This is a genomic window from Ruminococcus flavefaciens ND2009, assembly GCF_000621785.1.
Lineage (GTDB): Bacteria > Bacillota > Clostridia > Oscillospirales > Ruminococcaceae > Ruminococcus > Ruminococcus flavefaciens_C.
The window spans coordinates 250,138-272,784 of record NZ_KK211347.1 but is presented as its reverse complement, the minus strand read 5'-3'; the positions used below and the strand labels follow the sequence as shown (position 1 = coordinate 272,784).

At 45.9% G+C, this 22,647-nt stretch carries 18 protein-coding genes; 3 read left to right on the top strand and 15 right to left on the bottom strand.

The genetic code is table 11. The features are described from left to right. The 8 genes from T488_RS17790 to T488_RS0111525 all read right to left on the bottom strand — a co-directional run bounded on the left by T488_RS17790 (position 1) and on the right by T488_RS0111525 (position 6,678). Positions 1–1,194: a glycosyltransferase family 4 protein gene (locus T488_RS17790; RefSeq protein ID WP_051536438.1), complete on the bottom strand. Its 1,194-nt coding sequence runs from the start codon at positions 1,192–1,194 to the stop codon at positions 1–3. A 53-nt stretch (positions 1,195–1,247) separates the two neighbouring features. Beyond that, positions 1,248–1,865 carry an acetyltransferase gene (locus T488_RS0111555; RefSeq protein WP_028520936.1) on the bottom strand — a complete coding sequence of 206 codons (618 nt, stop codon included), beginning with the start codon at positions 1,863–1,865 and terminating at the stop codon, positions 1,248–1,250. 4 nt (positions 1,866–1,869) lie between these two features. After that, complete coding sequence (locus T488_RS0111550; RefSeq protein ID WP_028520935.1) at positions 1,870–2,490, bottom strand: sugar transferase; 621 nt, start codon at positions 2,488–2,490, stop codon at positions 1,870–1,872. After that, positions 2,490–3,776 carry a DegT/DnrJ/EryC1/StrS family aminotransferase gene (locus tag T488_RS0111545; protein ID WP_037297983.1) on the bottom strand — a complete coding sequence of 429 codons (1,287 nt, stop codon included), beginning with the start codon at positions 3,774–3,776 and terminating at the stop codon, positions 2,490–2,492. Before T488_RS0111545 ends, T488_RS0111550 begins: the two co-directional genes overlap by 1 nt. A 585-nt stretch (positions 3,777–4,361) precedes the next feature. After that, positions 4,362–4,952, bottom strand: a complete 591-nt coding sequence (locus T488_RS0111540) for a hypothetical protein (RefSeq protein ID WP_028520933.1) — start codon at positions 4,950–4,952, stop codon at positions 4,362–4,364. 13 nt (positions 4,953–4,965) lie between these two features. After that, positions 4,966–5,415 carry a DUF3021 family protein gene (locus T488_RS0111535; protein WP_242838337.1) on the bottom strand — a complete coding sequence of 150 codons (450 nt, stop codon included), beginning with the start codon at positions 5,413–5,415 and terminating at the stop codon, positions 4,966–4,968. Continuing rightward, positions 5,412–5,861: a LytTR family DNA-binding domain-containing protein gene (locus tag T488_RS0111530; RefSeq protein WP_028520931.1), complete on the bottom strand. Its 450-nt coding sequence runs from the start codon at positions 5,859–5,861 to the stop codon at positions 5,412–5,414. The genes T488_RS0111535 and T488_RS0111530 overlap by 4 nt, the downstream gene beginning before the upstream one ends. A 40-nt stretch (positions 5,862–5,901) precedes the next feature. Beyond that, the gene (locus T488_RS0111525) at positions 5,902–6,678 is read right to left on the bottom strand and encodes an MBL fold metallo-hydrolase (protein WP_028520930.1); all 777 of its coding nucleotides are present in this window, start codon (positions 6,676–6,678) and stop codon (positions 5,902–5,904) included. 256 nt (positions 6,679–6,934) lie between these two features. Between T488_RS0111525 and T488_RS0111520 the strand changes: the two genes are divergently transcribed. After that, the gene (locus T488_RS0111520) at positions 6,935–7,435 is read left to right on the top strand and encodes a hypothetical protein (RefSeq protein ID WP_028520929.1); all 501 of its coding nucleotides are present in this window, start codon (positions 6,935–6,937) and stop codon (positions 7,433–7,435) included. Between the two features lie 65 nt (positions 7,436–7,500). Here T488_RS0111520 and T488_RS18885 read toward each other — a convergent pair whose 3' ends face one another. Continuing rightward, entirely contained in the window at positions 7,501–9,444 is a 1,944-nt protein-coding gene (locus tag T488_RS18885; RefSeq protein ID WP_051536437.1) for a serpin family protein, read from the bottom strand. Between the two features lie 319 nt (positions 9,445–9,763). On the opposite strand from T488_RS18885, the gene T488_RS19340 reads away from it, so the two are divergent. Continuing rightward, positions 9,764–12,277: a carbohydrate-binding protein gene (locus T488_RS19340; protein ID WP_196243316.1), complete on the top strand. Its 2,514-nt coding sequence runs from the start codon at positions 9,764–9,766 to the stop codon at positions 12,275–12,277. 170 nt (positions 12,278–12,447) lie between these two features. Here T488_RS19340 and T488_RS0111505 read toward each other — a convergent pair whose 3' ends face one another. The 6 genes from T488_RS0111505 to T488_RS19875 all read right to left on the bottom strand — a co-directional run bounded on the left by T488_RS0111505 (position 12,448) and on the right by T488_RS19875 (position 21,147). Beyond that, entirely contained in the window at positions 12,448–12,696 is a 249-nt protein-coding gene (locus T488_RS0111505; protein WP_028520928.1) for a hypothetical protein, read from the bottom strand. 226 nt (positions 12,697–12,922) lie between these two features. Continuing rightward, on the bottom strand, positions 12,923–15,079 hold the full coding sequence (locus T488_RS18875) for a leucine-rich repeat domain-containing protein (RefSeq protein WP_196243315.1): 2,157 nt from the start codon (positions 15,077–15,079) through the stop codon (positions 12,923–12,925). 202 nt (positions 15,080–15,281) lie between these two features. After that, positions 15,282–16,955 carry a leucine-rich repeat protein gene (locus tag T488_RS0111490; protein ID WP_028520927.1) on the bottom strand — a complete coding sequence of 558 codons (1,674 nt, stop codon included), beginning with the start codon at positions 16,953–16,955 and terminating at the stop codon, positions 15,282–15,284. A gap of 220 nt (positions 16,956–17,175) precedes the next feature. Further along, positions 17,176–18,132 (bottom strand): ADP-ribosylglycohydrolase family protein, encoded by a 957-nt coding sequence (locus T488_RS0111485; RefSeq protein ID WP_028520926.1) that lies wholly within the window; start codon positions 18,130–18,132, stop codon positions 17,176–17,178. 121 nt (positions 18,133–18,253) lie between these two features. Beyond that, positions 18,254–19,675 (bottom strand): NAD(P)H-dependent oxidoreductase, encoded by a 1,422-nt coding sequence (locus tag T488_RS0111480; protein WP_155267208.1) that lies wholly within the window; start codon positions 19,673–19,675, stop codon positions 18,254–18,256. Between the two features lie 584 nt (positions 19,676–20,259). Continuing rightward, positions 20,260–21,147, bottom strand: coding sequence for a dockerin type I domain-containing protein (locus tag T488_RS19875; RefSeq protein WP_028520924.1), 888 nt, complete (start codon positions 21,145–21,147; stop codon positions 20,260–20,262). Between the two features lie 297 nt (positions 21,148–21,444). Between T488_RS19875 and T488_RS0111470 the strand changes: the two genes are divergently transcribed. Beyond that, a complete protein-coding gene (locus T488_RS0111470) occupies positions 21,445–22,647 on the top strand; it encodes a hypothetical protein (RefSeq protein ID WP_028520923.1) in 1,203 nt (400 codons plus the stop codon).

Here is a 22,647-nt window from a genome sequence, read left to right as displayed (position 1 = left end):
TTATTCCTTCTCGATCAAGTTGATTATTCTAAGATATGAATTTGAGCGATCAAACAGCTCCTCTGCGCACCTTCTGGCGTTTTTGCCCATTTCCTTGCGCAGCTGAGGATCGCCGATAAGCCTTGTCATCTTTTCAGCAAGGTCTTCCGCATCTCCGTTCTTGCAGTTGAAACCCATTCTGTAGTTTTTTACAAGTCTGCGGTATTCCTTTGACTCCTGTGTGTTCAGCACGGGGAGCCCTGAGGCTGCATAATCCGCGTGCTTATTTATGATACTCTGGGCAGCGCCCGTAGTTATGGGATTTACCGTGATGTCACAGGACTTTAATATCCCGCACATCTTATCATAGGGAACTCTTCCGACAAATTCGGCATCGACGCCCTTTTCGGCGGAGTATTTCCTGAACCGCTCCATATCGGGACCGTCGCCCATTACAATGAATTTCGGGGGCTGAACGCCTTTTTTCTTTACTATGTAAAGAGCGTCTATGACACAGGTAAGATCGTAGCTGCTTCCAAGAGTACCGCAATACGCAAGGCGCAGTTCATCTTCCGCATCTCTGCTCACGCTGTTGTTTGCGGCATTGGTATCGAAGGTCTCAAGGTTCGTTCCCAGAAATACCGATTCACCGTGATCGCACTTTCTGTTCACCCTCAGTGCGCGGTCAACGTATGTCTGAGAGACCGCACAGACCGCATCAGCTCTTTTATATATGCCGTCTGCCATTTTTCTGAAGGGCAGAAAGGCAATATCGCTTATTACAGGAATATTGACCACCATCTGAAAAGCCTCGGGCCAGAGATCCTGAACGTCGATGATAAAGCGTATCCCACGCTTCTCGCAGTACTTTGCTGCCGCTAAGGGTGCAGACAGGGACGGTACCGCACAGTATATGACATCGGGCTTTTTACGCTTCTCAAGATAAGCCTTTACGTTTTTCCCCCATACATAATGGCTGTAAAAACGCTTCAGGCAAACATTGCGCGAATAGCCGAGCTCATGAAGGAATGTAATTTTAAACGGCCATTTTGCAGCCGCCTTTTTACGCATTCTTTTTTCTGTGTGATAAAAATCACTGGTGATGATCTCAACATTATGCTTCTTCGCGAGCATATTCGCAAGATATAAGAACCTTCCGTTATCATTCTCGGAAAAGTCAAAACAGAAATTCGCCAAGATAATAATATCGCTCATTTTTCCGCCCTCACATACGGTTTAGTTATATACGTTTGATCTTATGAAAAGGATCAATGATCAGAAGCAGTATTTCTTGCGGGTATTCCCACAAATGTGCCCTGCTCGGCAATGTTTCTGACCACCGTTGCCCCTGCTCCTACAATAACGTTACCGCAGACCGATATGTTATTTTTTACTGTAGCACCTGCTCCTATATGGGTCAGTTCACCCACCAGCACAGTGCCGCACAGGGTCGCATTCGGGGAAATATGTACATAATCGCCTATCCTGTTATCATGCTCGATTATCGAACCTGTATTTATGATACAATGTCTGCCGATAACAGCCGAGGTATTGATGACCGCATTCGCCATTACAGCAGTTCCCTCACCTATATGGGTATCTATTGCCAGCTGTGCCGAAGGATGGACAGCGGTATACCACCTGGCATCTACTCTTTCAGCTATCTTTTTACGGATCAGATTATTGCCGATGCCGATAATAAAGAAGCATTCATCAGCATACCCGGAATACTTATCCACAGTGCCCAAATACGGATAACCTATGATACTTTCCGGAAGTTCCGTATTATCATCAAGAAATCCGACAAGCTCATCTCCGCTTTTGATGACTATATCGGCAATGACCTTTGCATGGCCGCTTGCGCCTATAATAACAACCTTTTTCATAGATCTACTTGCCCGCAGTCTCGGAAGTACCCATAAACTCTTCCATAGTCGCGCTTGTGTCGGAGCTTATGCCGGAACGGTGAAGCACGATCTTGAATGTATCAATGATGATCTTAACATCGCCGATGAATGTTATATGATCCACATACTTAACATCATATCTGAACTTTTCCTCCCAGGTAAGGGCGTTTCTTCCGTTGACCTGAGCAAGGCCCGTAAGTCCCGGTCTTACCTTGTGGCGTCTGTGCTGCTCCTTGTTGTATCTGGGAAGATACTTTACCAGCAGGGGTCTGGGACCCACAATAGACATATCGCCGTTGAGAATGTTGAACAGCTCCGGGAGCTCATCAAGACTGGTGCTTCTGAGCCACTTGCCGTAGGAAGTAAGTCTCTTTTCATCGGGAAGGAGTTTTCCGTTCTTGTCTTTCTTATTGTTCATGGTGCGGAACTTGATAAGCTTGAATATTTTTTCTCTTTTTCCGGGACGATCCTGGGTAAAGAAAGGGTTTCCGCCCATCGCTGCTGCTCCCACCACTGTCAGAACGATAAGTATGGGCGAAAGTATGATTATTGCGCCAAGTGAAAGCGTAAAGTCCAGCATACGCTTAAAAAACTTTGCATACATTATTCAAAACAACTCCTGATAAGTTCGATTATGGTATCCTGCTCCTCGGCAGTCATCTTGTTATCACTGGGGAGGCAAAGACCTCTCTCAAAAATGTCAGCGCCTGTATCCAGGGCTTCGCCGCGGTCAATATAGGCATTGGACTGACCTCTGCCGTTTCCGTTGGCGGTAACAAAACCGTTCATGCGGTAAATTGGCTGCATATGCATAGGCTTCCATATCGGACGTCCCTCTGCATTGAAGCTTGCGAGAGTCTCAAGGATCTCGGTAGGGCAGGTCTTGCCCTGCTCGGAAATGTACATAGGCTCATTCTCGCTGCGGACCTGTCTGCACATTGCCGTCTTGTCTATGAGCATACAGCTGAGCCAGTAATTGGGCTCGCTGTTCTTTTCGTCGAAGGGGTTCATTGTGACAGGAAGACCCTTGAAGCCCTCCTTATAGCGCTCATATATCGCCTTCTTCTGAGCGATATGCTCGTCCAGATAATTCATCTGACCGCGGACAATGCCTGCGATGACATTGGACATACGATAGTTATAGCCGATCTCCTCATGCTGATACCAGGGAGCAGCCTCTCTTGACTGAGTAGACCACTTGCGCACCTTATCGGCGTCGTCCTTGCTGTCTGTAAGGAACATACCGCCTGTTGAGCCGGTGATTATCTTGTTTCCGTTAAAGCTGATAGCGCTGTAATCGCCAAAGCAGCCTGTTTCCTTACCCTTGTATTTAGCGCCGAAGGACTCGGCTGCATCCTCAACGATAAGAGCACCGTGCTTATCGCATATCTCTCTTATCCTGTCGATCTTTCCGGGGATACCGTAGAGGTGAGCAATGACCACCAGCTTGACATCGGGATAGAGCTCGAAAGCCTTTTCCAGTGCCTCGGGGCACATATTCCATGTGTCAGGCTCCGTATCAATAAAAACAGCCTCGCCGTCCTCATACGCAACGGGGTTCACAGTAGCATCGAATGTCATATCCGAGCAAAATACCTTGTGCCCCCGGAGCGTACCGCAGTCCGGCTTAGCCTGTCCATAAAGCTTTTCACCTGCAAGCTTTGTAGCGAGGTGAAGTGCAGCTGTTCCGCAAGAAAGCGCCACAGCATACTTTACACCTGCATACTCGGCAACGAGCTTTTCGACCTCGTTTACATTTTCGCCCGCAGTTGTTATCCAGTTTTTCTCAAATGCATCATTCACCCACTTCTGCTCATCTCCGTGCATTGTAGGTGATGCAAGCCAGATCTTCTTTTCAAATGGTTTAATGCCGTTCTTGTTAACAAACATTTAACGTCAACTCTCCTATCCGCCCGGCAGGGTCAGGTCATATCCTCTTAGGACAGTGATCTTCGTGCTGAAATCATGCCCCTGACATACCGGGATATATTTTCGTCTGCACTGCATATTGCAGCGACTGAATTTTGCTAACTGAATTTGCAATAAAAACGAAAAACGCCGGCAGCTATTATATACTCAGCGTAAAACGTCATAATCATTACAATATATTATAATACATCCCTCTGCCCTTTGTCAAGATTATATATATAAGTATATCTTAATTTGTAAGGGTATACAAAGGGACAACAGGGAACTACTGTATCCTTATAGCATGTGCATACTAATATTATACTCGTAAAAAAAGCTTTTGTCAACCAGTTTAAAGCTTTTTCACTTATTGCCGGCGCAGTATTTGTTGGTAACAAATAAAACTAAAATACAATTTGTATATATTAAACTTAGACAGCCTGCGGAAAGCGTGATAGTGTTTTGCGTTTTCCCAATCCGATAACGTTCTCTGCTTCGCAGCCCTCCCCCCTCTGCGGGAGCAGCCGCAAAAAAGCTAAGGCAGCCGTCAGGGCTGCCTTTATCGGTCTATTGTCTGGTCAGGAACTGTCGGCAGGCGTGCAGATAGCACTTATACGCCTGATAGAGCTTTACGTCCTCATCGGGATCAAGGTCTGGGTCTGTGATCCACTTTTTCTGTTTCCACACATAATTTGTGGCATTATCATTGAGGCGGAATTTCTTCCCCGAGGCAAGAAAAAAGGTCAGTTCCGCACGGACCTCCTTTTTCTCATCATCGGCAAACATCTTATAAAGCAGCGAGTCTGACCGCTCTTTGCGTCCGCGGTTGTTCCTGCTTACTTCATAGTGACCGTACTTTGCATCCTCTATTTCCGCGTAATAAAGCCTTCTCCGTCTCAGCAGCATCTTTACGTCAAGGTGGTCCTCCTCCACGAAGATCCTCGCTCCATAGATGAACTCGGCAATGCGCAGGACTATGAACAGTACCTCAACGATACCGCAGACTGCCAGAAAACGCATGAGAACAATAGTCGGCATTACATCGGTAATATTCAGGTCGAAAAAAACGTAAAGAAGAAAAACGATCAGGGCAGCCACAAGCGGGATAATAGTACCCATGTCAAAAATTCCGGAATAATGCCTTATACTGAACTTCATTCACATCACCCCGTCAGTTTGTTTTCTCACCGTTCTTTTCTGTCTTCGCATAGCGCTTCTGAAGCTGCTTGTTCATGATCGCCGTATGCTTCTTGTCGATGAGATAATGCACAGAGCAGGTAAAGAGATAGATGAACACCACCGCCAAAAAGGTCCCCGCAACAGTCAGAGGTGTTATGCTGCACCAGCCGAATGCTTTCAGCAGCAGCAGTGTCACGCAGAATATCACTATAAAGTGAACTATCCACAGTATCAGCGAAAGCCTGGGACTTTTGGTATCACAGCACAGCAGCACGGCCGAGGGCAGGGCTGTTATGAGACCGCTGAGAAGTATCTCCCACAGTATCACGCTGTCCATCTGCTGACCCGATACGGTCAGGAAGATAGCTGCCGCTATGAGAACAGCCGTTGTAATATCCACAAAATAATGCAATAATGAAATAAAGAACTCCTTTATCATCATTCAACCTCCTCAATACCCAGCTTAACCTTGAGACTGTGCACATACTGCCGTGAGATCACGACTTTTTCGCCGTTTTTCAGATGTGCCTCCAGCTTTCCGCTGAACAGCGGTGAAAGGTACTCTATCTTTTCCATGTTCACGATCATTGACTTTGAACATCGCACAAAGTCCATAGGGCTGAAAAGCTCCTCAAGCTCATAGAGCTTGTATTTCACCTCATAGACCTCTGACTGATAGTATGCAAAAACACGGTTCTCATTGGCTTCAAAGTAGTATACGTCCCTGTAATCCAGCCTGACTATCTTGTCATCGAGATAGCCTGTGAGCTCGGTATTAGCAGTCTGAAAGGACAGCAGCATGGAGACCAGCCGCTGATCCGGGGACGCGCATCTGATTATAACAGAGTCCTCTTCATCGGGCTGAGGGGATTCGATTATTATTTTCATGATCTGCCTCCGCTTTAGTAGTTTGTAAAGTTGTGTGGTGTCATATTATTATCGAGCTTCCCTGGCGGAGCTTATATACCCTTGTACGCCCATTCAGCTGCTCATCTATTTCCGAGGTGTCCACCTCGGTGCTGAATGGCGGGAATGTATCGTCGAAATGTGTGAGCAGGACAGCCTTCGGCATGAGCCTTTCATATATCTCTTCAGCTGTCTCGCAGAGCTTATCGGAGCCCTGATAGGGTAAAAGTACCAGATCGGCGCCCTTAGGATAAGTAATATCCCCTGCAAGAGCAAGGCTGCCAAGTATCAGTATGCGCTTGCCGAATGCCTCGACGAGATAGCACAGGGTCTCCTTTTTCTCAAGGCATGATGTAAACTTCATCACTTTTTTCATGATACCCCTGTGATTTTTCCTCACCCGTCTGCTGCACAGAGCTTTCAGGCAGTCCCAGCCGTTCAGTCTTATGTGGTTCCCTTTATAGGCTGTGATCTTAAAATCACCCACAGTGATGACTGCTCCTGCTTTTATAAGATGAAGATTATGCTTTTTAACACCCTTTCTGCAAAGGGTATTATAGGGAGCCTTAGTGCAGTAGACAGCGGTATCTCTGCGGACTATCTCCATGATGCTGCCGATATGGTCGTAATGACCGTGAGAGACAAGTATATGGCGGCAATCGGAATAGGCGTCCGCAGGTATCTTTACTCTGCTGTCGGGAAAGGGGATGAACGGATCGATCAGGAGCTGCGAATTCTCCGACGCGATCCGAACAGAGGCTGTGCCGTACCATGTGATCTTTATTCTGTTTTCATCCACGCGCCATCAGCTCCTTCGCTGTGTGTACATTTCATTGTATCACATAATACGGCAATGTTCAATACAAGAACGGGAAATGCTCCTCTTCCCTCTAATCTGAACACACACAGCCTGTTCGTACCATATATATGATAACATACGGAGCAATTCCCTGTCAATGCAACTTACCCCCTGAAAAACGCAACTTACGGAAAACCTGTTGACATCGCCTGCTTATGGCTGTATAATCAGTAAAAACACCGGGGAGGCGATCATAATGATCTTCAAAATAAGGCATGAGACCAAAACAGTCCTTTTAATCACACTTGCAGCTATGCTGCTGTTCTTTGCGCTAATGTTTATTTCCGTATACTCATTGAAATTAATATTGTTATCACTGCCGTTCCTGGCTGTATCGCTGGTCTGTTCCCTGCTGTACTTCATCGAACAGGCAGTGGGCACCACCCTTATCGTAGAGGACAGCGAACTTACCATAAAGCGTCTCTGGAAAAGGGATACCATCGCCCTCAGTGACATCAACGATGTCCGCATAGAGCCCTATAAGCGCCACCGCCACCCCAGCCGCGGCGCCGCGTACACAGAGTTCCGTATGCGTATGACCATTGATGTGGAAAACAACGGAGAAATAGTGCTGAACGATAAGGCAACAGGCATAAAAAGCGCCGCAGGCTTCCTTTTGGGAAGGCGTGAACGTATCCCCGATGAGGACGTTCCCCTGTACAAAGCCTATCAGGTCATACAGTCAAAGCTTTACTGAACCTTACAAACAGAAAAGGACTTCAGATCACGAAGGATCTGAGGTCCTTTTCATTATGCGCTGTATTACTTTTGCTCAAGCTGAGTTGCTGCGCCGATGAACAGCGGAACGTTGTTCTTGTCAACTATCATGTAAACGAAGGGTCTGTCAAGATCAATGTGTATAGTCTTCTTCTCAACGGGCATACCTGCACCTCCGCCCATGGTTACAGATGTTACCGCAGCTGCCTTTGTGCCCCTTTCCGTTACCTCTATCTTGGTCTTGTGAATAACATCGTCTATGTAAAGAGGAAGCGCTCCCTCAACAGACAGATCGTTCATCTTTGAGAAGTCAGCAGCATCAGGAGAGAATGCCTTTTCCATTCCCAGCAGGGGAAGGATCTCCTTCAGAGACTTGTCATAGTTGTACTTGAACTTGGGTATCATTACGAAAAGATCCAGAGTATCAGGATCCTCATATTCCTTCAGTCCGTCAACAAGAGCCTTTCCGTCAAGCTCCTGTATAAAGCTGTCAAAATCCACGTCCTCATGAGGAAGTATGCCCACAAAGCTGTAATTCTCGTTTACATAGGGCTTCTTGAAGGCGTCTGCATTGCCCAGATCGAAATACTGATACTCCTTGCTGTTCAGACACTTGATGTTGTGCACGACGCCCTCAAGGTCAGTGAACACGCCTTCAGACGAACTGGTATAGGGTCTCGCCCATTCCGACTCGAAATAAAGGGTATTTATCAGCATCATCATTGTATTTTCTTTTATGCCGTCCTCTTTCAGGAGTGTGGGTATCATGCCCTTTGTATTCTTGTTTACCCAGCTGTTCACGTCCTTGATCGTGCTCAGATCAAAAGGACTCTTGTATATCTCGGCGTTGTAGTACTTCTTGTTGGTCTCCAGGAACTCATCGTACACTTTAAGAGTGGGAATGTCCTTGAACCAGATAGAGTCTGCAAGGTAGACCTTTTCCTTCTTCTCATCGGGAAGAGAGCTGATATACTTAGCCATGTAATTGTTGATGTCGTCTACGGAGAGACCGTCTCCCAGCACCTTTTCCATCTCGTCAAAGGTCTCGCCGTCAGCGCCGTTTGCGGTCATTGAAAGTGCAGAGGAAATGGAAAGGGGCGACAGGAGCAGATTGCCCTTTTTCTCACCCTCGTCCTCATAGCACTTCTTCAGCAGATCAACGCCGAAGTTCATTTCAGCCTTTGCGAAGTCATCGTCGATCTCCCTGCCCTCTGATGCCTCAACCGTGACAGTATCATCAAGACGGATACTGCCTATATTGGAAGCGCCGTTGAACTCCTTTGTGCTGCCCAGAACGAAATCTCTTACCTGCTGCATATCTTCCTTTGTTATCTCGGTATCCATGTCAATGTCAGCATTCAGGAACTGATCCGAGGTGAGTTCCTCCGAGAGATTGTCTGCGATATACTTCTGATAGGTGATGACATCGAAGGAGTCGATAACCTTGTCATCGTTTATATCGCCGTAGATATGCTCATTCGGGTCCGTTATGGAAAGGATCCTGGACACATAATATTCATTATATTCATTATCACGGGGACCGCCCATGTATCCCAGAGGAGTGGTAATATCATCATACTCGTTAAGAGCTGCAAATTTGATATTCACCCTCGACTGAGGCATCAGATCAAGGGCAAGCTGGTAATTTTCCTCTTCATATTTTTCAGCCCACTCAATGTATCTCGATCTCGAAAATGAAGACAGATGTATGACCTTCATATCATCATAGCTGAAGAAATTACCGCCCCTTGAAGGTAAAAGTTGAATTGTAATATCGCCGATATTTGCGTCTACCCTGTAGACTAACGCATCATGGAACTCATATTCATACATACCCGTATCCATGTTGTAGTTATCGGGAAACTCGAATGCGTTTTCTGCTGCAATGACAGGAGCTGCCGACGGTATGACTCCCCCTGCAAAGCCCAGAGAAAGAACAGAACCGATGATACCTGCTGCCATTCGTTTGAATACTGCTGTTTTTTTCATAATAGCATACCTCCCATATCATTTTCGGATATAACTATCCATGTTAAAAGTATAACACCTATCCTGTCCGAAGTCAATAAAAAAATTGCTGTTTTGTTGATCTTTTCGGCTGTTTTTCGCTTTTTTCAGTTCCGCCGGGCAGTACAAAAAGGTGCACTTTCGCGTCATTTCAGACTATCCTCTACATAAGAATATCCACCGTTCATATCAAAAAGTAAATAAACGCAGTAGAAAAGTACTATTTTACATTGAAATATTTTGAAATATAATGTATAATATGAATATATCAATTTTTGCTGTTTTTCAGGAGGATATTTATATGAATGTGAATATTAAAAGGGCAGCAGCTCTTGCGGCGGCGGTCACAGTTGCCTGCACGTCGGCTTATGCAGGAGCTCCACGCAGAAGTACCATGAAGGCTCATGCAGCCGCAGCCATTCCCGCCTTCCCCGGAGCTGTGGGCGGCGGAAAGTACGCTACCGGCGGACGTGGCGGCGAGGTCTGCCACGTGACCAACCTCAATGACAGCGGCGAGGGCTCCTTCCGTGACGCTGTCAGCAAGTCGGGGAGGATAGTTGTATTCGACGTCAGCGGCACTATCGAGCTAAAGGGTAATATTCTCTGCCAGAGCAATATCACCATTGCAGGTCAGACTGCTCCCGGCGGCTCGGGCATTACCCTCAAGAACTACAAAATGGGTATGTCCGGGGACAATATCATCTGCCGCTATATCAGCTCCAGACCCGGTCCCTATGCGGCTACCTCCTCGGGAAATGACGCCTGGGGCGGCGCAAATGGCTCCAATTCCATAATAGACCACTGCTCTATGGGCTGGACCACCGATGAACAGTGGGGACTTTACTCCAACAACACCAATTACACCGTGCAGTATTCCGTGCTGGGTCCTGCGGACTCCTGGGGCGGTCACAAGAAGGGACTCCACGGCTTCGGTATAATGCTGGGAAAGGGCGACCTGACCTTTGACCACAACCTCATCATACACAATGTATCCCGTAACTTCCGCGGAAAGGTGCCCGACAAGTACACCGCCGACTTCACCAACAACATCATCTATGACTGGGGCTATCAGACCGCCTACGGTACCATCGGTCACCTGAACTATGTGAATAATACCCTGAAGGCAGGCAACTCCACCACAGGCGGCTATCACTGGATGTATGTGGACAGCACCACAAAGCCCGAGAACTTCAAGGTATTCTGCCAGGGCAACCGCCTCATCAACAAGGACGGCTCCTTCCACAGCATAACAGGCGACAACTGGTCCGGCGTGACCGTCAAGGACGGTATCGGCATTACCAAGAATGACCTGTACAGCGGCACCTCCTTCCCTATCAATATAAACGGCGAGAACGTGTCCACAGCAGGTACTGCCGAGAGTGCTGCGGCTTCCTACGACCATGTTATAAGCTTCGCAGGAAACGGAATATCCCCCGATAAGCGTACCGCCATCGACAGACAGTGCGCCGAGGACACCAGAAACGGCACAGGTCAGTGCAGCGGTACCGCAGAATATGATTCCTCTGTGGCTAATCTTAACAAGTACAATATAAAGTGCGGAGTTTCCTACACCTACCCTGCTCCTGTCACCAAAAAAGAGATAACCGACGCCGACAACGACGGCATGGACGATAACTGGGAGCTGCTGAGAGGTCTTGACCCTTCAGACCCCTCCGACTATGCAGGAGACTACTGCGGCAAGGGCTACATGAACATAGAGTATTACATCAACGACCTGACGGTGAATTCCTTCCCCGAGGGCGTGGTGGAGCTCTCTCCCGAAAGCGGTTCTCCCCTGCCCACGGTGTCCGCCTTTGAGACTATCGAAGCCGAGAGCTTTGACGCTCAGGAGGGCATCCTCACCGAGGACAATGAGGAATACAGCAATATCGCCTATATTGAAAACGGCGACTGGGCTATGTATCAAAGAGTGGACTTCGGCAGCGGCGCTCAGAGCTTCCGCACAAGAATTGCAGGAAATGCTTCGTCCATGGAGCTTTACATTGACAGCCTCAGCGGCGAGCCTGCGGCAAAGGTAAGCTTCGGCGGCAGCAGCGGCTTCACTGAATATAAGGACATCGAAATGAATATCCCGAAAATATCGGGAACTCATGACCTTTTCATCAAATTCACAGGCGGCGAGGGATACCTTGTAAATCTTGACAGCTTCGTGTTCGGAAAGGACAAGCTCCCCCTCAGCGGCAAGCTTTTCAGTGACGTTCAGGTCACAGAGCAGGCTTTTCCCGACAAATGGGCAATAGGCACGGCTTACGTGGGCGGTCCCGTCTTCGGAGACAGGGACTTCCGTTTCACACAGCTCCAGTCCGGAATCGATGGAGCTGAGCTGCTGCTGACAGCCTGCGACGCCAAGGGCACTACAGGTGAGGCAGCTTCCTTTACGGCGGCAGCGGATATGTCTCTTTATGTGGGACTTGACAGCCGCGTGGAGACTCCGCCTCAGTGGCTCGATGACTATGTGCTCATGAGAACTCTCTGCACCGCAGACGACCTCAGCTTCATGATGTACAAAAAGGACATCAAGGCAGGCGAGAAGGTCTCACTGGGAAGCAACGGGCAGACCTACAAATGTGTGAACTACATCGTAATTGGCGTACCTGCCGTAGCTGCTCCGCCGCTGCAGGGAGATATAAACCGTGACGGCGCCGTTAATGTGTCCGACCTGGTGATGCTCCAGAATCATCTGCTGAAAAAAGAGGCGCTCAGCGAGGAGCAGTTCAGCTCAGCGGATATGAACGCCGACCTGACCGTTGACGTTTTCGATATGATAAGGCTCAGAAAGCAGCTTATCGGCTGAAAAAAGTCATTCCCGCAACTGTTATATCCATATAAAAGCTTTGCCCCCGGGTGTTTTTAACACTCAGGGGCATTGTGTTTGTTATGATTTGAGCCGTTAGCTAACGGCTAACTTAGGGGCGAACATTGTTCGCCCCTGCAAATATAAGTTATGATTTAATCAGTACAAAGTTATACAAAATCCCAGCCTGGATTCATTTCAAGTGTAGTCTTCCAGTCAATGTTGTATTTTTCCTTCAGTATCCTTTTCTTCTCCAGCTCCACCGGTTCATACCTGCCCATTCTAATATCAGGGGCTACCATTGCCTCCGCTTCCCTTTCCACTTCCTCTGCAACGGCTTTGAAGTACTCCGTATCCTCAACAGGGTCGTGCTTTAAGGGCGCAGGCTCCGGAAGGAGCTCTCTTTTTCGTCTTTTCACAGTCTGTTACCTCGCCAATTATTCTTCTGTTATTATTATATCGCGCCATAGGGCTATTGTCAATAAAACGGCGCTCCGGAAGTCAAAAACAAAGGCGGCTCGAAAGCCGCCTTCGATGTTATCAGCCAAGTTCTGTCTCGGGGACACTTGTTGTGATAACGTCCTCATTTTCAAATTCGATTATCTCCATTTCGGGAGCTGTGTATTTTTCCATTGCTATTCTCCTTTAATAACTTAAAACTTCGCCGTTCTCATACTGATAAGCGTCAAATGCGTAATTGGCAACAGCAGCTGCAAGACGCTTGTTCTTAGCATCGGCACTATCGTTTTTGAGCATACGATAAGCCCATATAAGAGGACAGAACTGGTAGGTCTTGTCACCCACCTTTATGATCTGATCCTTGCCGAGATCAAGGGGAGTAAGGTCCTTTATCTCGAAATATGAGGGATAGTCCGTACCGCCCTTTGTGCCTGCAACAGAGGTGAGTTTTCCTGTGGAGTCCTTGGTGCCTGCTGCCATGCCCTTTACATAGACACGGACTGCCATTTTGCTGTCAAGCACCAGTGAGAACTTAACGTCCTCGTTGTCATACTTATAAAGGGGATTTGAGGTATAATACTGCTTTGTATTGATTGCCGTGTAGAGGGAGTCTATCTTTCTCCTGCTCTTTGCCTGTTCATTTGCGTCATCATAAACACTGAGCTCGTTGGAAGCTCCGTTGAAATAGTTCTCGGCAGCATACCCGTAAACAAGTGTGGAAGAATACATCATAAGCTCGTTTGAAGGAGCACCCTCGTTCCAGCGGATGTCTGACAGCTCCTTCAGGTATGAACGCACATCATACTTCACAGTATCTATGAGCACATCGCCCTTATAGAGCTCAGCGGTGATCTCCTCCTGCATATTGTTAGCAGTAAGGCTTGCTGTTGCGCAGTATACTGTCTTATCTCCGATAGTCTTTGCAGCAAGGGAGACCGTCTTTCCGTCCTCAGCGCACTCGCCTGTGAGCTTAACGCTGTAATCGTCCTTGTTCTCGGCTGTTGCGGCATTCACAACGAAGTTGAGTCCCAGGTCATCGCTGAGTGAGAGAGAAACGCCGTTTATCTCAGCATCGGCAGTATTGGTGTCAATGTATTTCAGATTGTACTGATCTGCAACATAGGTCTCTGCATACGAACCGGGCTCAACCTTTACCACAGCATCAGGACACACTGAGAAGGTCGAGAAACCGATAGATGTTACACTGGCAGGTACAATGACCGATTTAAGACCTGTACACTGCATAAATGCCATAAAGCCGATAGTCTCTGTTCCGTCAGGTATTACCACCTTTGTCAGAGACGGGCAGGCAGCGAATGCACGCATTTCAATAGTTTTGACGCTGTCGGGAATTGAGACGTGCTTCAATGACTTACAGCCGAAAAACATGGAATTACTGATAGTCTCCAGTCCTTCAGGAAGCTTTACATACTCCAGATTCTCACAGGTGAAGAATGTACTTCCGCCGATGGTCTTGACGCTGTCGGGGATAGTGATCCTGGTCAGGGCATTGCAGTTTCCGAAAGCCTGAACGCCGATGCTCTCAACTCCGTCAGCTATGTTTATGTAATCCAGTGAAGAACAATTGTAGAAAGCGCTCTGACCAATGCTCTTAACATTTGCGGGAACGCGGACATCTGTGACGGTACGGCAGTTTGAGAATGCCAGATCGCCGATACTTGTAACACTGTCGGGAATGGTGACTCTGCCTGTGCAGGCGGTTCCGTCGATCAGTATATTATTCACGATAACAAGCGGATCTGCCTCCTGCTTTGCCTTCAGCCAGGCTGTATCACGAAAAGCACTTTCGCCGATACTTGTAACACTTGCAGGAATAGAAATGTCAGCCAGGTTTTTACAGCTTGCAAATGCGCTTACACCTATACTTTCCACACCGTCAGGGATAGTGACCTCTGTAAATGCACAAGCGGCGAAAGCAGTATTGCCTATTATCTTCAGATCAACGGGCAGTTCGATCTCAGAAAGTGACGTACAGCCGTTGAAAGCACAGCTTCCGATCTCGGTAATGGTATCGGGCAGCTTGACGCTTGCGAGCTTCTCACACTGTGAAAAAGCCCAGCCGTCTATAACAGTTACTGTCTTGCCATCTATCGTATCAGGTACGACAGCCTCAGTGCCTGTTCCTGTCCATTTGGTAATGGTAACAGTTGTCCCGTCTGCGTTGACTGAATAATTGAAATCCTCTGACGGATCCCCTTCCGCATAAGCTGTGACAGCTGTCATGTCAGTCTGTCTGAACGCCGAAACAACAGGTGAAGCTCCTGCAACTATCAGCAGAGCGAGGATACCCGATGTTGTCTTTTTCCAGAAATTTTTCATCATTTTCCCTCCAAATTCACATTCTCGTCCCATTGAACACTGTGGATCAATAAATGAATGCTTTTGCATTCATTTTACCATATTATCAACAAAAAGTCAACTATTTCATTACAAAAGACAACATACTGCAGGGCGGAGCTGCCCGGACCGACTATAAAAAAGGACCATCTGCTGTGATGGTCCTTTTAATTATGCTGTTACCCGATCACTGGGGAGCTGAGAGATAGCCGATGTTTATTCCCTTCTGAGAAATATTTTTGCCTCTGTAGCTAACCTTGAAAAGCTTTCCGTAAAGCTTTAACTTTCCGTTTGTCCAGTATGTAAGATCCTTGCTTCCGTAGAAATCAAGCACCTGGAAGTTGCTTGCGGGAGTCAGGCTGTTTTTAAGGTTATTGACGTAGAGTGTTGTGGTATTTGTCTTGTTATTGTCGAAGATAGTATCGGAAGTACCTAATTTAAGTGTGGTCATATTATAGGGAAGATCGATATATCTGAGAGCTGTGCAGGAACCGAAAGCGAAGTTGCCGATCAGTGTCAGCTGCGGGCAGTATCTCAGATCAAGAGAAGTTAAGTTCCTGCAGTTGTAGAAAGCTTCTGCTTCAATAGTCTGGAGACTTGATGTGCTTCCGTTGAATGTGATCCTTGAAATAGCGGAATTAGCAAATGCGAATCTCTTGATAGTCTTAACACTGTTGGGGATCACCAGGCTCTGAACGTACTCAAGATCATATCCCGGCTGTCTGTGATTATCACCGATAGCAGTTACTGTGTAAGACTTGCCGTTGTAGTTTACAGAACCGTTTATAACATAGGAAGTAGTTGACTTATAGAAGGGCTTGATAAATGAAGCAGTAGTGCTTGTCTCTATCTTGTAGATACCGTTATTGTAGATAAAGCAGTTGTCCCTGACAAGGTATCTGTCTGTATAGTCAACATAGGGACCTGTACCATATATATAACCGTCAACATAGGAAAGATTAGCATAATACTGGATCTGCTGATAGTCGGCTGCTGTAATGCTTCCGTCACTGTTTACATCATAGATCGCAGTGGGAATAGAATGTAACGGATCGTTTCCTGATGTGTTGCCGTTATCCAGATATGTGCTCTTGAAGTAAGCTACATCGGAGCTGTCGATCCTGCCGCTCAGGTCGAAGTCGCCCTTTAAAATGGGTCTTGAATAATAGATACAATTGTTCTTGAGGTAAGTCTTTGTAACAGTTACCGAATTATATCCCTTGGTCCTGTTGCCCTCGCGCTTGAAATTGGTGTAATACTTTGTTGCGTCCCAGCGGATCTTACAATCGAAAAGCTCTGAGTTGCAATCCGCGAATGTGATATTGCTGCCGGAAATACCTGTTATGAAGAGAGTGTGCCATGCCTTGTTGTTTGTACCGTCAACACTGAACTGAAGGCGTACGATGTCTCCCACTTTCGGGTCGGTATAGGCTCTCTCACTTGAATTAATGCGAACAAAAGCATCTGTGCCCCAGATGTCCTTTGCAAGCTTATAGGCAAAGCCGTCGCAATGCTTTGTTGTGCTCTGCTGATTGCTCAGTACGTCCCAGTTGGTCAGGTAAGGCGCTCTGAACTTGGTCGAGGTGCAGTATGCACAGTTCTCTGTGTTGTTATCACAGGGGGTGCTGCTGTAGGTGTTGTCGTCCCATGTTGTCTTACCCTTGTGGTTCCAGTATTTTCCGTTGGGGAATTTGGCTTTTTCTGCATTGATCTTAGTGTTCCAGTTGTTGATCGTTGAGTAGTAGCCTACTGAGTTTTCGGCAGCAGCTGTGTTCACCTGAGATAATACTCCTGTGGAAGCTGAGCCGGCGATGAGAGTGAGTGAAAAGATGGTTGATGCGAATCGTTTGAGAAGTTTCATGTGTTTCCTCCTGAAATAGTATTAAATTTTGTGCTGTAAACAGCAACTATATTATACATCATTTCTGAATAATTGTCAATACTATTTGTAAAAATTCCTGAAAAAGTTGCAAATAGTAAAATTTTGTACAATAGCTCCTTTTTAATACACATATATATCAATAAAATAATAAGCCCGATATTTTCATATCGGGCTGTTCCGGCATAATAAATGAAAAGTGTCAGGCAATGCTGCTGATGAGCTTTGCCATAAGTCCTTCCGCCTTGTCTCTGTCACGAAGGGCGTTCAGCCACCGCTCGGGGATATTGTCATAGCCGAAATACAGACCTGCCAGTCCGCCTGTGATACAGGCTGTGGTATCCGTATCATCGCCAAGGGCGACAGCCTGCTTGACTGCATCTTCGTAAGACAGGGCGGTCTTCATTATCATCACCGCACTTCTGAGGCTGTCAACAACATATCCTCCGCCTTTTCCCACCCAGATACCGGGTTCGTCAGGGCGAAGCCTGAACCGAAACTCCTCCGCATATTCGGGCATTTCTTCATAAATACCGCTCAGCTTGCTTATACCCTTATCCAGAGCTTCGGCAAAGCTGATTCCGCTGAGCAGCTCTCTTGCAATAAGACAGTACAGTGCGCAGCAGACCTGATTAGTAATATTTCCGTGAGTGATAAGGCATTGTCTGTGTGCATCAGCCGCCAATTCTTCATCTGTTCCTCTGTACCATAAGACCAGCGGCAGCACTCTCATGAGCGCACCGTTCCCCTTTCCGTCGGGGCGCACGTTTCCGCAGTTCTCGGGAGCTCCGCCGTTTTTATACATGGAAAGCGCCATAGAGGTCTGTATGCCAACATCAAATACCCGACTTTCAACTGCCCAGAGTCCTTTTTCATACCAGGCAATGAGTCTGTCCGAGAAGTCTGAAAGGTCAAACCCACCCTTCTCAAGAAGGCTGTCAAGGAGACAAAGTGCCTGAGCACCGTCATCAGACCAGGTCCCCGGAGCTGTGCCTGCATGAGCTCTCGAAAAGCCTTTCGGCGGGACCATTTCGATCAGCTCTGCGGAAGGTATATCCTCCTTCATATGGAATTCATAGGGAACTCCAAGGGCATCACCGACCAGCAGCCCGAAAAAACCGCCTTTTATCCTGTTTATAAGTTTGTCCGAATAAGCCATATTACCCTCCTTGTTTTCGCTCATGTGTTTTTCTTAATTGTAGCATATGATCATGGAAATAGCAAGGAATGCGGCATATTTTTTTCGGGCAGTAAAGCCGGGCAATTGATCCTCTGACAGATCATTTCATTTGTTCGATCAGAACAGAGCTGTTTTTCATGTACATCTGCGTTCTTCTCATTGATACTTCCGAAGGTTCATCGCCTCTTGCGGCTGCTTTCTGCCTTTCTATGACAGACACGCTTTTATTTTTCCTTCTTTCGGTTATTGTCGGAAGTCCGTCAAGATGTGCCAGAGTCATTTTATACGGCATCATCCTTGATTCTCTGTCCCTTCGGGCATCTTCCGCATTGTCCAGCCACCGGGCATTTGTGATAGGTGGGATCGTATCATAGCAGCCTATTCCCTTGAAATAGCTGTAATCACCGGGACAGCGGTTCTTCACACTTGCCGCGATTTTTGCAAAACCGTTTCTGATACCGTCCTTTAAGAAGCCGTTCTGCGGCATAATATCGGAATTATATGCGATGGTCATTTTATCGCACATCTCCCGTATTTTATCATCATTTTCAATCTCGCATACATCACTGAGATAAGAGCAGTTGAGCCCGTCAAAAGCCTCACACTGTATCTTGAATCCCGTAATATCTTCTCTCTCTGTTTTTTTATCGGGGATAAAGAAATATGATTTTATCACTTCGTCCTCAATACCCGAACGACCTAAGCTTGCGTGCCTTTCAAGGAAGGTCTTGTAGCAGTTTCCGAGGGTCGAATAGTGCAGCTCGCCGAAGTATACTATCATATCTGTATCCAGATATAAATTCTCAAAGGTTTTTTCCCAGTCATCGTTATAGATACATATTCTGTTGCTGAAACAGCACTGACATCCAGTACACTGATGGATCACCTTATCTCTCAGAGTTATTACCTCGGTGTCAAAACCGCTGGCTTCAAATCTCTGTTTTGCCGCTTTTATAGCAGAGTCTATTTTGTCAATTCCTTTTTCACAGGTATCCAGCAAAACCACTCTGCCGCGTTTTTTAGCCTGCGGCAGGCTCGCGCTCTTATAGTATGCGGCTGTTGCTCTTACATATCTGAACCAGCAAAACAGCTCCTCTCTGCCTCCGGGAGAAAGGATCTCCGAGCTTTCAAGGCTGAGGCTGTTGATATATCTCAGACCGTTTCTCTTTGCCCAGGTCTCGAACCTGTTGTGCGCCAGTGTATCTCCCACCATTCCCGAAGTCGATAAAAAGGTTATGGGCTTATCCTTTATCAGATCATAATGATCATCGGAAAGTACATCAAGCAGCTTCCCCATACTGCTATGTACATCAAAATGGAACACCGCGCCTGACATTATTATCAGATCGGCATTTTTTACAGCTTCTTCAATTTTTTCGGTAACCGTTCCGCTGAATGCGGGAACGATCCCGAACTCATCATCGTGCAGCTTTTCCTGAAACCATTTCCGCAAAAACACCACCGCTTGCAGCGTAATGGACAGTTCATTTTTAGGCGAACAGTTAAGTACACATATCTTCATAAAACCTCTCACTTTCCTGACTGAATTATTACTGTGACGTCCAGCAGGCCATAAAAAAGCTGCTGCTCTTTTATGGTCCGCTTCATCCGATCAGATCATTCCGTAAAAACAAGCCTGCTGCATAAGGGTACAAAAAAAGCCGATGTTCAAATAATAATTCAAACATCGGCGTACCGGTCTTTGTGCTGCACATTCACAGGGGATACTACCGCTGATCGTCATTTCAGCAGCAGTTTCCTTTGCAATGACAGTTTTCCCTTTATGTGAGCATATACAGCCTTTATGTGAGGAATGATATAGCCTGATACAGATGTTTCTGAGTATGTTATTGAATTGTAAAGCGGAGTCCTTCATTCATGTGATCTCATATCATTTGTGCTTGCCGATCATATGAGCACCGATCCGGATACTTTTGTTATGTGGCGCTTATCTGATCAACATTCAGTAATTAATTCTACTACGTTTCGTTTGTTTTGTCAAGGTGAATGTCCATATAATTGCAGCAATATATTATATGTATTATATAATGACATATCACCGTCAAAAAAAGAAAAGCCGGGCACAGACCCGACTTTTCACGTTATTTATTTGTTCTTCATATATTCGTTTAAGGAGACTATGCCTTCTTTTGTGGTTGCGGTATACGCATAATAGGCAAGAATATTGGAAGCATCAACGGCATTTATCAATTTGTCCTGATTAACGTCAGCTGAAAGCTTCTGATCTTCAGTATATTCTCCGTTTTTATTTGTGGAGATACGGGCATAATATGCAAGCACCGAAGAAGCATCAACTGCATTGATATTACCGTCAGCGTTTACATCTCCAAGTGTTTCGATCTCGATAGTTTCGATCTTGCTGTCGGGAGCCGGACTGCGTCGGAAGGTGAGCCCCCCGTAAACAAGCGGATTCTGCTCAGTCCATACAGTTATGAGCTGGTACAGTCTTACAAGTGAATCCTCATCTGCAACAGACGGATCCGGTTCAACAACTATTGATGCGACTTTTACATAAGTATCCTTTGTATTGCCGTCGGGATCGGTCTCAGACTTCCTATAGAATGCAAAATCGTTTTTTTCAACATCGAATCTGTAATACTTTTCCGGCATATTCAGGTCAGACATGATCTTCTCGAAGTCATAATCATAGTAGTTTTTGCCGTTCAAAGCGTTTAAGTCTTCGCTTTCAAGGAGATCGTTCAAGCCGTTGAGCATATAGTCCTTTGGCATAACTGATACCCATTTTGTGCGTTTGACGGCAAGCTTTGCTTTAGCTGCTTCTTTGCTTATATAATTCAGATCATGCTCTGAACAATACTGCTCAAGTTCATTTTCATCGAGAGCATATAGTTCCTCAAATGTCATTGATCCTTGTGAAGCAGCCGCCGATACCGGTGCTGTGAACGGAAGTGCGGCGGTTCCGAAGGGTATTGCTGCACACATTATAGCTGCGATCATTCTTTTACATTTCATAGTATTCCTCCTGCTCTTTTTTATAATTTCCCGGTGATAAGTTATTGCTTTATGCTCTGCATTCATTATAGCATATCATATGATCTTTTACAATACTGTATTTTCAAAAAATAAAACCTCAGCCTTATGTGCGCTGCTCTTAGCGGAACAAATGAGAAACCGAACTGAATAGGATAAACCCGATACAAAATGTATCGGGTTTTGTTTTATATTCAAATATATTAAATAAATATTCCATTCAACATTCTACTCATTCAAAGCGTTTTATATATAGAAACTTTGAATGGAGGTAGTCCTATGAAAAAGACAATATCAATTATGTTAACTTTACTTATGACTATGGTTTTTACCGCTTGTGCAGACACACCGTCTCAAGTTAAGGATGATATGAGTGCATACCGTGATGACAGCAGAAATAAAAGTGACGAAACTGACTTTACATATATTCCAATATCTGAGCTTTCAGAAAACGTCGAAGCTGCACTGAAAGGCTCATATTCACAATTCTCAATATCTGACAAGATCAAGTTTGTTCAGCCTGACGAGTTACACATAATGTCGTTTGAGAAAATCACTAATGCAATAGATAATTATGAAAAAGCAATGGCTTTATTCTTTTCGGCAGAGGAACTGTCATCTCAAAACGTAGTGACTCAATTTGATGAGAACAATAAATATTATATGATACACAATGAACCTAATAAGATGTATTGCTGTGTTGAGGAAAGAGGATTTATAACTGCCCTTCGTCCTGATACTTTTGACATTTCATTTAGTTACAATGAGCCTAACATTAAGATATATCACGCTGACCGCAATGACGACCTCAGCGATGAATATGAACTCGAAGACGGAAAGCACTCTGTTGCTGAAGCTGTTGATTATGTCAATAACTGGTTTGAAGCAAACTACGGTCAATTCTCCCCTGATTTTGACTACAAAGCTGAAACAGTTATTGTCCGTAAACATGAGGAAGGCTACCTATATCAGATATTAGTTCATGCATTATATAAGGGAGTTCCTCTTGACAGCTATACAAGAGCAGCTGAAAAACCTGACGGAACTAATGTGCCTAAAATGACCAATTGGGATTATGGCGTTAGTATACAAATGGTCAGGTCAGATGAAATAAGCTCATTTACTAACGGAGGAGGTATAATAAAGCCAGTTGAGGTCGAAGCCGTTGATAAATGTATATCTCTTGACAGTGCATTGCGCTTCTGTGAAGATAAGTTCAGCAATTTCAAGGATATAACTATTTCCGACATTGATATAATGTACACTCTTATCCCTGTTTATGAGCCTGTTCCTGATGAGCCTGACAAGCAGGAAGTCGTCCGCTATGATTCGCGTCCTGTCTGGGAGTTTGTCATCGACGTTGACCCGACAGAATTTATTAAAGACGGCGAGGTCAATACAAGAGGAGATGTCAGAAAATACATCTATATTGATATGATAACCGGAGAACTGAAATACGATTTCGAGGTTCGGAGATACTGA

Coding starts and splice junctions, on each gene's coding strand:
- T488_RS17790 (WP_051536438.1), bottom strand. CDS start 1,194: ATGAGCGATATTATTATCTTGGCGAATTTCTGTTTTGACTTTTCCGAG.
- T488_RS0111555 (WP_028520936.1), bottom strand. CDS start 1,865: ATGAAAAAGGTTGTTATTATAGGCGCAAGCGGCCATGCAAAGGTCATT.
- T488_RS0111550 (WP_028520935.1), bottom strand. CDS start 2,490: ATGTATGCAAAGTTTTTTAAGCGTATGCTGGACTTTACGCTTTCACTT.
- T488_RS0111545 (WP_037297983.1), bottom strand. CDS start 3,776: ATGTTTGTTAACAAGAACGGCATTAAACCATTTGAAAAGAAGATCTGG.
- T488_RS0111540 (WP_028520933.1), bottom strand. CDS start 4,952: ATGAAGTTCAGTATAAGGCATTATTCCGGAATTTTTGACATGGGTACT.
- T488_RS0111535 (WP_242838337.1), bottom strand. CDS start 5,415: ATGATGATAAAGGAGTTCTTTATTTCATTATTGCATTATTTTGTGGAT.
- T488_RS0111530 (WP_028520931.1), bottom strand. CDS start 5,861: ATGAAAATAATAATCGAATCCCCTCAGCCCGATGAAGAGGACTCTGTT.
- T488_RS0111520 (WP_028520929.1), top strand. CDS start 6,935: ATGATCTTCAAAATAAGGCATGAGACCAAAACAGTCCTTTTAATCACA.
- T488_RS18885 (WP_051536437.1), bottom strand. CDS start 9,444: ATGAAAAAAACAGCAGTATTCAAACGAATGGCAGCAGGTATCATCGGT.
- T488_RS19340 (WP_196243316.1), top strand. CDS start 9,764: ATGAATGTGAATATTAAAAGGGCAGCAGCTCTTGCGGCGGCGGTCACA.
- T488_RS18875 (WP_196243315.1), bottom strand. CDS start 15,079: ATGATGAAAAATTTCTGGAAAAAGACAACATCGGGTATCCTCGCTCTG.
- T488_RS0111490 (WP_028520927.1), bottom strand. CDS start 16,955: ATGAAACTTCTCAAACGATTCGCATCAACCATCTTTTCACTCACTCTC.
- T488_RS0111485 (WP_028520926.1), bottom strand. CDS start 18,132: ATGGCTTATTCGGACAAACTTATAAACAGGATAAAAGGCGGTTTTTTC.
- T488_RS0111480 (WP_155267208.1), bottom strand. CDS start 19,675: ATGAAGATATGTGTACTTAACTGTTCGCCTAAAAATGAACTGTCCATT.
- T488_RS19875 (WP_028520924.1), bottom strand. CDS start 21,147: ATGAAATGTAAAAGAATGATCGCAGCTATAATGTGTGCAGCAATACCC.
- T488_RS0111470 (WP_028520923.1), top strand. CDS start 21,445: ATGAAAAAGACAATATCAATTATGTTAACTTTACTTATGACTATGGTT.